The organism is Sphingomonas flavida, from assembly GCF_036663655.1.
Classification (GTDB): Bacteria; Pseudomonadota; Alphaproteobacteria; order Sphingomonadales; family Sphingomonadaceae; genus Sphingomonas.
Map to the genome: position 1 here is coordinate 188,521 of NZ_JAXOJH010000005.1, position 11,332 is coordinate 199,852.

Annotated in this window: 6 protein-coding genes; 2 read left to right on the forward strand and 4 right to left on the reverse strand. The window is 65.5% G+C overall.

Annotation, left to right across the window (positions count from 1 at the left end):
• Nucleotides 1–36: 36 nt before the first annotated feature.
• The gene (gene clpB, locus U1703_RS08165; RefSeq protein ID WP_332785293.1) at nt 37–2,616 is read left to right on the forward strand and encodes an ATP-dependent chaperone ClpB; all 2,580 of its coding nucleotides are present in this window, start codon (nt 37–39) and stop codon (nt 2,614–2,616) included.
• A gap of 258 nt (nt 2,617–2,874) precedes the next feature.
• Here clpB and U1703_RS08170 read toward each other — a convergent pair whose 3' ends face one another.
• Both U1703_RS08170 and U1703_RS08175 read right to left on the reverse strand, forming a co-directional pair.
• Nucleotides 2,875–5,946: a TonB-dependent receptor domain-containing protein gene (locus U1703_RS08170; protein WP_332785294.1), complete on the reverse strand. Its 3,072-nt coding sequence runs from the start codon at nt 5,944–5,946 to the stop codon at nt 2,875–2,877.
• A 466-nt stretch (nt 5,947–6,412) separates the two neighbouring features.
• Entirely contained in the window at nt 6,413–9,406 is a 2,994-nt protein-coding gene (locus U1703_RS08175) for a TonB-dependent receptor plug domain-containing protein (RefSeq protein ID WP_332785295.1), read from the reverse strand.
• Between the two features lie 339 nt (nt 9,407–9,745).
• Between U1703_RS08175 and U1703_RS08180 the strand changes: the two genes are divergently transcribed.
• Nucleotides 9,746–10,237 carry a hypothetical protein gene (locus tag U1703_RS08180; RefSeq protein ID WP_332785296.1) on the forward strand — a complete coding sequence of 164 codons (492 nt, stop codon included), beginning with the start codon at nt 9,746–9,748 and terminating at the stop codon, nt 10,235–10,237.
• Between the two features lie 4 nt (nt 10,238–10,241).
• On the opposite strand, the gene U1703_RS08185 is transcribed toward U1703_RS08180, so the two are convergent.
• Together U1703_RS08185 and U1703_RS08190 are read right to left on the reverse strand one after the other, a co-directional pair.
• Nucleotides 10,242–11,123 (reverse strand): M23 family metallopeptidase, encoded by an 882-nt coding sequence (locus tag U1703_RS08185; protein WP_443025775.1) that lies wholly within the window; start codon nt 11,121–11,123, stop codon nt 10,242–10,244.
• Nucleotides 11,120–11,320, reverse strand: coding sequence for a DUF2093 domain-containing protein (locus U1703_RS08190; RefSeq protein ID WP_320451325.1), 201 nt, complete (start codon nt 11,318–11,320; stop codon nt 11,120–11,122). Before U1703_RS08190 ends, U1703_RS08185 begins: the two co-directional genes overlap by 4 nt.
• Nucleotides 11,321–11,332 lie beyond the last annotated feature (12 nt).

The following is an 11,332-nucleotide window of genomic DNA, read 5'->3' on the forward strand; positions in this document are numbered from 1 at the left end:
AACACCATCTGACCTGGAAAGCGACAGGAACCCCAGATGAACCTCGAAAAATTCACCGACCGCGCAAAAGGCTTCCTCCAAGCCGCGCAAACCGTGGCGATCCGCAACAGCCATCAGCGTATCGCCCCCGAACATCTCCTCAAGGCGCTGATCGAGGATGATCAGGGCATGGCGTCCGGCCTGATCCAGGCCGCGGGCGGCGATGCCAAGCGTGTCGAGCGAGAGACCGATGCGGCGCTTGCCCGTATCCCGGCCGTTTCCGGCTCGGGCGCGCAATCCTCGCCCGGCCTCGACAATGATCTGGTCCGCGTGCTCGACCAGGCCGAACAGGTCGCGCAAAAGGCGGGGGACAGCTTCGTCACCGTCGAGCGGCTGCTGCTCGCGCTGGCACTGGCGTCGACCAATGCGGCGGGCAAGGCGCTGGCGGCGGGCGGCGTGAACCCGCAAAGCCTGAACGGCGCGATCGAACAGCTGCGCAAGGGCCGCACCGCCGACACGGCGGGCGCGGAAGACCGCTATGACGCGCTGAAGAAGTTCGCCCGCGACCTCACCCAAGTGGCGCGCGACGGCAAGCTCGATCCCGTGATCGGCCGCGACGAGGAAATCCGCCGCACCATCCAGATCCTGGCGCGCCGGACCAAGAACAACCCCGCGCTGATCGGCGAACCCGGCGTCGGCAAGACCGCGATCGCCGAAGGGCTGGCGCTGCGCATCGCGAACGGCGACGTGCCCGACACGCTGAAGGACCGCAAGCTGATGGCGCTCGACATGGGCGCGCTGATCGCGGGTGCGAAGTATCGCGGCGAGTTCGAGGAGCGGCTGAAGGGCGTGCTCGACGAGGTGAAGGCCGCCGAGGGCGACATCATCCTGTTCATCGACGAGATGCACACGCTGATCGGGGCGGGCAAGGGCGACGGGGCGATGGACGCCTCCAACCTCCTCAAGCCCGCCTTGGCGCGTGGCGAGTTGCACTGCGTCGGCGCGACCACGCTCGACGAGTATCGCAAATATGTCGAGAAGGACCCCGCCCTCCAGCGGCGGTTCCAGCCCGTCTTCGTCGGTGAGCCCACGGTCGAGGACACCATCTCGATCCTGCGCGGCCTGAAGGAGAAGTACGAGCTTCACCACGGCGTCCGCATCACCGATGGCGCGCTGGTGGCGGCAGCGACCTTGTCCAACCGCTACATCACCGACCGCTTCCTGCCCGACAAGGCGATCGACCTGATGGACGAGGCCGCCAGCCGAATCCGCATGGAGGTGGAGTCCAAGCCCGAGGAGATCGAAACGCTCGACCGGCGCATCCTGCGCCTGAAGATCGAGCGCGAGGGGCTGCGCCGGGAGAGCGACGCCGCCAGCATCGACCGGCTCGGCCATCTGGAAGGCGAACTCGCCAATTTGGAGGAGCAATCGCACACGCTGACCCAGCGCTGGCAGGCCGAGAAGGACAAGATCGCGGGCGAAGCCAGGCTCAAGGAGCAACTGGATCAGGCGCGGATCGAACTCGACCAGGCGCAGCGGGCGGGCGACCTCGCCAAGGCGGGTGAGCTGTCCTATGGCCGCATCCCGCAACTGGAGAAGCAGCTTGCCGAGGCGCAGTCCGCGACCGAGGGCGCGATGCTGCGCGAGGAAGTGACCGCCGACGATATCGCGGGCGTGGTCAGCCGCTGGACCGGCGTGCCGGTCGACCGGATGCTCCAGGGCGAGCGCGAGAAGCTGCTCCGCATGGAGGAGGTGATCGGCAAGCGCGTGATCGGCCAGGAGGATGCGGTCCGCGCCGTCTCCACCGCCGTGCGCCGTGCACGTGCGGGCTTGCAGGACCCGAACCGCCCGCTGGGCAGCTTCCTGTTCCTGGGGCCGACGGGCGTCGGCAAGACCGAGCTGACCAAGGCGCTCGCCGAATTCCTGTTCGACGACCCCAGCGCGATGGTGCGCATCGACATGAGCGAGTTCATGGAGAAGCACAGCGTCGCCCGGCTGATCGGCGCTCCTCCCGGCTATGTCGGCTATGAGGAAGGTGGCGTGCTGACCGAAGCGGTGCGGCGGCGGCCCTATCAGGTCGTGCTGTTCGACGAGGTGGAGAAGGCGCATGGCGACGTGTTCAACATCCTGCTCCAGGTGCTGGACGATGGTCGCCTGACCGATGGCCAGGGGCGGACGGTCGACTTTTCCAACACGCTCATCATCCTGACCTCGAACCTGGGCAGCCAGTATCTGGCCAATGTCGAGGACGGGCAGAGCGTCGAGAGCGTCGAGCCGCAGGTGATGGAGATCGTGCGCGGCCATTTCCGCCCCGAATTCCTCAACCGGCTGGACGAGATCATCCTGTTCCACCGGCTGGGTCAAAGCCATATGGGCCCGATCGTCGACATCCAGATCGGCCGCGTCGCCAAGCTGCTTAGCGATCGCAAGATCGGCCTGCACCTGACCGAAGCGGCGCGCGAATGGCTGGGCCGGGTGGGCTACGACCCGGTATACGGCGCGCGCCCCTTACGCCGCGCGGTCCAGCGCCACCTCCAGGACCCGCTGGCCGAGGAAATCCTGCGTGGGAATGTGAAGGACGGCTCGACCGTCACGGTCGACGAGGGTGACGGCAAGCTGGCGCTGTCGGTGGGGTAAGCATGGTGTGAAAGCCGGGAGAACCGCCCCGGCTTTGCCCCCTCAGGCAGGAACCGGCCCGCGTGGCAACCAGCCGGTGATCTGGTCACGGCAAGGCAGCGCGGCGCGGGTCGTTCCCAACACAGCTGCCCCATCCGACACACGGATCGTTTCGTGGCGATACTGGACGCCGGTATACGCGCCAGCCCAAGAAAAAGGGGGCGGCCCGTCAAGGCCGCCCCCGTGGAGTGAGGGTTTCCGGGGTAGGAAACCCTGGGGTTAGAGGTTGAACTTGGCGCCCGCGCGGAACGAGCGGCCGAAGATGCCGTCACCGCCCTGCACCGCGTTGTACAGATACGCGCCGTAAGTGACCGGATCGACCGGCGGCAGGCGGTTGAAGACGTTCAGCACGTTCACGTAGAATGTGAAGCGGTCGTTGACCTTGAACGACGCGTTCGCATCGGCGGTGATGTAGCTCTTCACGCGGCAGCCAAAATAGGCCGGGGCCTGGCCGCAATCCTTGTAAGCGTCGCCCTGGTCCATGGCCGACAGGTCATAGCCAGAGGTGTAGTTGACCGTACCCGACAGAGCGAAGTTGCCGAAGTCGAAGGTGTTGACCCAGTTGCCCTTCCACTCGAACGTGCCCGAACCGGCGGTCAGGTTGAAGTTGCCCAGCGTGTCGACATAGGTCTGGCGAACGCCATCGACCGTCGTGCTCAGCTCCAGGATCAGGCTGGCGTTCAGGTTGGTCGACCACTTGACCGCGCCAAAGTCGTAGAAGCCGTTCACGCCGAAATCGATACCCTCGGACTTGATCGTCTGGGCGTTGATCAGCTGCGAGCGGACGAAGGCGATCTTCGGGATGGCGGTCGGGTTGTTGACGTCGACGGCATCCGGGATGACCTCGAACCCGGGCAGGGCCGCGCCGCCAGCATAGTAGTTGGCGATCGCAGGCGCCAGGTTCGGCGTGGTGATCGCGCCGGTCTTGCGGATGTTGAAGTAATCGACGGTCAGCGACAGGCCACGCACCGGATCGACCTTGATGCCGGCGGTGAAGCTGCGCGACTTTTCAGGCGCCAGGTTCTGCGACGCCAGCGTCGTCTGCCCGATCGAATAGTTGGTGATATAAGCCGAGCAGAATTGCGGAGTCGCGGCCGAGCAGACCTGGCTGGCGCCCGGATTGATGCTGTACTGGCGCAGGAAGGCATCGGGGATGCTGTTCAGCGACTGGGTCACGTAACCCGTGGTGGGCAGTGCATTCGCCTCGCCGAACGAGGGGATGCGGAAGCCACGCGAGTAGGTGCCGCGCAGCGCGACCTGGCGGATCGGCTTGAAGATCGCGCCGAACTTGGGCGAGAACGCGCTCTGGCCGCTCGAATAATGGTCGTAACGGCCCGAGGCGTTCAGCGTCAGCTGGTCGAGGACCGGCGCATTGACCTCGTAAAAGGCCGACGAGACGGTGCGGTTGCCCTTGGTACCAAAGGCGTTCAGGCGGAAATAGCGCTGGGTCGGGCCGTTCTCGTCCGAGTTGGCGCTGGGTGCGTCGATCGCTTCGTAGAAGATCGAGCCGCCGACCGCGACGCGCAGGTCGCCGCCCGGCAGCGCCATGATCGCCTTGCCCAGGGTGAACTGCGCCTGCAGCAGGTCCGAGCTGTCGTTGGTGATGTTGGTCGGCGTCAGATAGTTCAGCGTCGCCTGGCTGTTCAGGCCCGGATTGACGAAGTTGTAGCTGCCGTCCTTGATCACATCGAGCAGGTGCTGGATGTAGACATAGCCGCTCTGCTCGAGACGCAGGTCGGTGTGCATCGCGGTCGCATCGAAACGATAGTCGACATCGTCGAAGATCGTACCGTTGATGCCGAAGGCGGCGCGGTAGACGCGGCTGCGGGTGCGGGTCGATTCGAAGCTGTTCGGCAGCGCGCCGACCAGACGGGCGACCTGACCGGCGGCGGCGAACGGGTTGTTCGGGTTCAGCGTGCCGTTGGTCGCGTTACACGCGCCGACGGTGGTGCGGGCGCAGACATAGACCGGCAGCGCCAGGATCGCCGAGTTCGGATCGATCGCGGGCGTCGCGTTCTGCGACGTCGAATATTGCGGGAACAGGATACCGGCGGGGGCATTGGCGCGCAGCACCGTCGGGGTGCCGGTATAGCCGGTCGTCGCCTGCTGGAAGTTGAGCTGCAGATAGGCTTCCGACGTGTCACCGATCTTGGCGGTGAAGCGCGCCGATCCGCCGACACGCTCGATGTCCGGCGTGATGTTGCCATACAGCCGCTGGTTGTCGACCTGGCAGACGGTGCCCGGTGCCGTGGCGTTGGCGGGCAGCGCCAGTTCGGCCGCGGTCGGATTGTACGGCGTGCCGGTGAGGCAGCCCGCCGCCGGGTTCAGCAACTGGTAGCGGCCGAGCGCCGTGGTGTTCGTCGCATCCGCCGGACGCACATAGAAGGTCGGCGTGCCGATCGCGAAGCCGTTGGTGTACTGGTTGTTCTGGTCCAGGCCGTTGGCGATGCCGTTGGGGCCGCAGACCAGCGTGCCGGTCCGGCTGGAGCAGATGCCACGCTCGTCGCTGGAGTTGAACGGCGCGGGCAGCTGGCGGGCCTTCACGCCCTCCGAACGGTAATAGAAGCCGCTGATATAGGCGTTGTAGCCCTGCTCATCGAGGTCGCCGGTGCCTGCGGTCAGCGACAGGCGCTGGTTCGCGTTATAGCCACGCTGCGAGATACCCGCCTCGGCGCGGCCCATCACGCCCTTCACCGAACGCTTGGTGATGATGTTGACCACGCCCGCGATCGCGTCCGCGCCGTAGCTGGACGATGCGCCGTCCCGCAGCACTTCGACGCGGTCGACGATGTCGTCGGGGATGGTGTTCAGGTCGACGAAGTTACGCGTGCCGTCATCCGACAGCGGATAATAGGCGGCGCGCAGGCCATCGAACAGCACCAGGGTCGAGTTGGTCGACAAGCCGCGCAGCGACACCGACGAGGCGCCGGTCGCGAATGCGCCATTGGCGGTGAACGAGTTGGTGAGCGCAGGGCCGTTATTGGACGCCAGCGCCTGAATGCCCGCCTGAACCGTGTTGATGCCGCGCGCGTCGAGATTCTCGGCGGTGATGGTCGACACCGGCGACGGGCCGACATCGGCGCCGCGGATGATCGAGCCGGTCACGACGATGTCGCCGCTGGTCCCGGCATTGGCCTGCTCGGCGCCCTGCGCGACCTGCGCATTGTCCTCGGCGTTCTGGTTCGCCGCAGGCGCAGTCTGCGCCGTCACGGGCACCGCGAGCAGCATCGAAAGCGGTGCGACGGTCGCCATCAGGCCGAGCCGACGCTGACCGATCCAGGAATTGGTCATCTTTATTACCCCTTTTTCATCCTGGCGTCCGTTTTCGGTGCGCCAGGGGCATGTTGTCCGTGAAACGGAATTTCTGCTCCGTAACTGAATGTTGCTTGAGTGATACCAACTCCGCCCCTTGTAAAGACGGGATTTTCGGCGGTCGCGACAGGCTGCTGCGCAGCGAACAATGCGTCACCCCCTCTGGCTTACCTCCAGATAACGATTGCAGAACGCCGAGCGAGGCCAGCGCCGATACAAATTGCGACACTTTTTAAGACACTGATGTTTCCTTATTGCCACGATGAACCGATGGTTGAGCGCGACAAGCGGTGGAACCAATCGGCAATGTTGCAAACGCGAACTTTGGGTCTCGGGGCACGGCACCGCGTCATGGCGGATCGTTCGTCACGGGCCGGGATCGCGGGCATAAAAAAAGGGGCGATGGCCGAAGCCACCGCCCCTCATATGGAGTGGGTTGATCAGATCAGAGCGTGACGCGCGCCGTGACCGAGAACAGACGACCCAGCGGATCGTAGGTCGACGGATAGGTGTTGCCGCTGTTGAAGCTGGTCGAACCGATCGACGAACCGACGAACGGCGGCTTGCGGTCGAACACGTTGCGCACCGCGAACAGCAGCGAGAAACGGTCGGTCGCCTGGAACTGCGCCGCCAGGTCGAAATAGTGATAGGCCTTGATGCGCTGATAGGCAGCGACCGGGCCGCCACCCGCCGCGATATCGTCGGCCAGCGCCAGTGGTTCGTACTTGGTCGGCGACAGGAAGCGCCACAGGACCGACAGGTCGACCTTGTCGATGCTCAGCGTGGTGCGCTGGTTGAACGAGAATTCCGGCTGGATCGACGCGCAGTTGACCGAATAATAGCCCACGCACTCGCGATAGATCGAGGTCGGGGTCGCCTTGAACTTCGAACGGCTGGTCCAGTTGCCGTTGAAGTTCAGCCCCAGCTTGGCGAAGCCGAGATCATGACGGTAGTTGGCCGAAAGGTCGATACCGTCGGTCAGCAGCTGGCCGATATTGGCCAGCGGCACCGGCAGACCCGGCGTGGTTGCGGCGCTGCCGTCGAGACCACCGGTCAGCGGGTTACGGCGGATGCCGGTGCAGGCCGCGCTGGTCGCACTGGCAGCGGTCAGGTTGGCGAAGCAGCCATTGACCACGTCACCCACGGTCGGCGAGCTGATCGCGTTGTTCACCTTGATGTTGTAATAATCGACCGTCAGCGAGAAGCCCGACAGGAAGGTCGGCTGGATCACTGCACCAATCGTCACGGTCGAGGCAGTTTCGACGCCAAGGTTCAGGTTGCCGCCACCGGTGGTGTTGATCTGACCCGACGAAGGCTGGTTGATATTGCCGATCGTGGCCGCCGGAGCGCCCTGTGCGATACAGACGGCGCGCAGGTTGGCGTTGTTCACGGGCGCGGCACCCGCGCACGGATCGACCGCCAGGTTGTCGAGACCGGTCACCGCCGGCGAGAACAGTTCGCCGATGTTGGGCGCGCGCACCGCACGGGTGTACAGACCACGGAACTTGAGCGACGCGACCGGCTCCCAGCCGCCACCCGCCTTCCAAGTCCAGTTGCCGCCCGAAAGCGAATAATCCGAATAGCGGGCACCGGCCTCGATATACAGGTTGCGGAAGAAGGGCTTGTCCTCGGCCAGGGGCACGTTGACTTCGACGAAACCTTCCTTGACGTCATAGCGACCGGTGGCGTTGGGCGTGGCGCCGCCATTGCCCAGCACCTCGGCCGGGGTCTGGGTGGCCGTGTCCGACGTCGTGCGCGCGGTGTACTTGCGATACTCGCCACCGAACGCGATGCTGACGGGCGTGTCGGCGAACGGGCTGGAGACGCCCAAGTCACCGCTGATGACGCCGCGCAGGGTGCCCAGCGAGGTCATCACGCCGCTGCTCGTGGTCACGCCGAGCAGATAGCCCAGCTGGTTCGCCGTGATGCTGCCAGCCGGACCGAACAGGTTGATCGGAACGCAGCCATTGGTCGCGGTAAGGCAGGTGCTGGTGTTGGTCGCCAGCGTCGCCTGCTGCAGGCGCGAAAGCAGGCCGTTACCCGACTGGCGCTGCGTGTTCTCGCTCTCGCCGTACGTGCCGAACACGTCGTACTTGAAGTTGCCGATGAGGTCGCCACGAACGCCCGCGCGGATGTTGAACAGCTGCGTGGTGTATTCCGAGATACGCGGACCTGCCTCGACGAAGCGGCGCGCGGCGGCCGTCGTGAAGGTGCGGTAGTTCGCATCGGTCGGGCTGGTCGCGGCGTAGTAGCTGTTGCACTGCGCCTGGGTCGGCGCCTGGCGGCCCGCCGTCAGCGGATCGGCGTCAACCGCGTTCAAGCAGAAGCTGTCACGCACGGCGCCCGACAGATACGGGTTGCTGATCGGAACGGTCAGCGCATTGCCGAAGGTGCCCGACGGCGCGATGATCGTCGACACGGTGTTCTTCGAGAACATCGCCTGGCTGTAGAATTCCAGGTGGTCGGAGACCTGATACTTGGTCGAACCGAAAATGTTGAAGCGCTTAAACGGCGTCTGGTAGATGTTGTACGGGTTGAAGTTGAACAGCGAGTAGGTCGGAACCAGCGCGCTGCCATCCTGGCTGATCTGGCGCGTACCGGTCGTACCGACCGAGAAGCGGCCTGGGATGGTCGTGCCCGAACCACCGGCGCCGCCGGTGTACGAATCGATCGACTGGATGCCGTAGTCGCGCGCGCCCTGATAGACGGGGTTCTGCTCTTGGTAGCCGATGCTCAGCACCGCGTTGCCGCGGCCGTCGTCCATATTGGCGCCGACGGTCAGTTCGGCGCGGTAGCTGTGGCCATCGCCCTTGCCGGTGATCTGGTCGGTCACGGCCAGATCAACGCCCGAGAAATCACTGCGCGTGATGAAGTTCACCACGCCCGCGACCGCGTCGGCGCCGTAGGTGGTCGATGCACCGCCGGTCAGCACTTCCAGGCGCTCGAGCAGCGCCAGCGGGATGTTGTTAAGGTCGGTCGCGCCACCCAGGTTGGCGGGGGCAATGCGCGCGCCATCGAGCAGGACGAGGTTGCGGTTCGTGCCCAAGCCACGAAGGTTGACGAACGACGCGCCGCCATTGCCGTTGTTGACCTGCGAACCGATCGAGGGAACCGCGCCCGGCAGTTCGCGCAGGATCTGCTCGGCGACGTTGACCTGACGGAGGCGGATTTCCTCCTGGCCGACCACCTGGACCGGGCTGGTCGCGACGATGTTCGGGTTGCGGATCAGCGTGCCGGTAACGACGACGTCGCCGCTCTGCGTGGCGGGTGCGGTCGACTCGCTGGTCTGGACGCCCGGCTCCTGCGCGGCGGGCGGAGCCGCCACGGGCGCATTGCCGGACTGATCGGTGGTCTGCGCAAAGGCGGGTGCCGCCCCAAACATGGCCGTACCGGCCAGCAAGCTGGTCGCCAGCAACTGGCCCCGGAAGAACTGCTTCATATCTAACCCCTTTTCATGGGCCCGTTATCGGGCCTCAATCCTGCGCAAGTTGGCCTTGCCGCATGGGTGAGAGCGTAACCGCGCCGTAAAACGTTATACAATCGGCATTTGCACCAATGATTACCTTTTTGCTGCAATGTAGCATAACTGCAACAGACCCTGCCGAGAGCCCAATTCATGACAAATCCGATATGCTCCGGGCAATAAAGCGATCGTCTTGCACCCGCCGCGTTCCCATCGGATAAGCGCCGGATCAACAGGTTGGGGGCGGATCATGACGTATGGTGCACAACGATGACGACGGCTGATCGGTGTGGCAAAATGGTGATAGCGGCGGCGATGGCAGTGTGTCCTGTCGCCCCCGTACTGGCGCAGGACGGGACTGCGGTTCGCCAGTTCGACGAGCTGCAACGTTGCAAGGCAATAGGCGAAGATCGTGACCGCCTGGCCTGTTACGACCGCGCGACGGGCACCATCCTGGCCTCGCGTGCGGCGGGCGACCTGATGGTGCTGGATCGCAAGACGGTGATCGCGCGCAAACAGTCGCGCTTCGGGCTGGCGGTGCCGACCAGCGAGATGTTCGGCGGCGGCAAGGACGACGATGCGACCGCGGTTCGCCAGCTCGACACCAAGGTCACGGTGGCCAAGTCCAGCAACGTCTATGGCCGCTGGAACCTGGAACTGGCCAACGGCTCGGTTTGGCAGACGGTCGACGCGCTGACCTTCCCGCCCGATCCCGGTGACAAGATCGTGCTGAAGGAGGCGCCGCTCGGCGGCTACCGTGCCTCGATCGCGGGCGGGCGCTCGATCCTGGTCAAACGGATTCGCTGATCGATCAGGGCATCGGCCCGGTGACGAGCAGCGGGTCGAGCTTGCGTCCGCGCCATTGCAGGCTCCAGTGGAGATGCGGGCCGGTCGCGCGGCCCGTGGCGCCGACCGCGCCGATCGGCTGGCCCTGGCGGACATGCTCGCCGGCACGCACGTCGATGCGCGACAGGTGCAGGAAGGCGCTGTTCAGCCCCTGCCCGTGATCCAGCATCAGCAGATGCCCCTCCAGCGTGAAGGGCTGTTCGGCGGCCAGGATCACGACACCGTCGGCGGGCGCGCGCACGACGGTGCCGGTGGGGACCGCGACGTCGGTGCCCGAATGATAGCTGCCCGGCTCGCCGCGATAGATGCGCTGCGCCCCGAACAGGCCGGAGATACGCCCCGTGACCGGCCATATCAGCGTTTGACGCCAGCCGGTCGCGTCGGTGGCCTGGCCACGCGCGGCGCGGATCTGCTCCAGCTCGGGCGGGCGCAGGCGCTGGAATTCGGGATCGGGGACCGGATATTTGGGCAGTCGGTCCAGCCGCTCGATCCGCCAGGCGCGCGGCGCGACGGTCAGCGTCTGGCGAAACCGGGTGCCATCGGCGAGGTTCGCGACGAGTTCGGCCGATGGCCCGGCATCGCGATCGAACCCGGCCAGGAACGTGCCGTCCGGGGCCAATGGCAGAACCTCGCCATCCAGCGTCACCGACACCGCGCCGGCAGGTGCCTGCCCCCGGATCAATCCCCCCTGGCTGAGCTGGCCGGTCCAGCGAAAGGACGGGGACGGCGGCGCCACCGGCATCGAACCGGCCTGCGACATGGAGCCTGTGGCGGGGCGCATGGCGAGCCCGGCGGACGCGACGCAGGCGGCCAGGCCCAGCAGCGTACCCGCGCCCCACAGCGTCATTGCGGTGCCAGCACCTGCGCGGTGGCATGGGCATCGGCATAGGCTTCCTGCCGTTCCGCGCTCCAATATTTCAGGTCTTCCAGCGGGATGCGCCGCCCGGTCACCGCGCAGACGACATGATCACCCGGTGACAGGACCCGAAAGCCGTTGGCCAGATAGTGAAGCCGCGCGGGGCGATCGGTGTTGGACATCAGCATGATACTACTTTC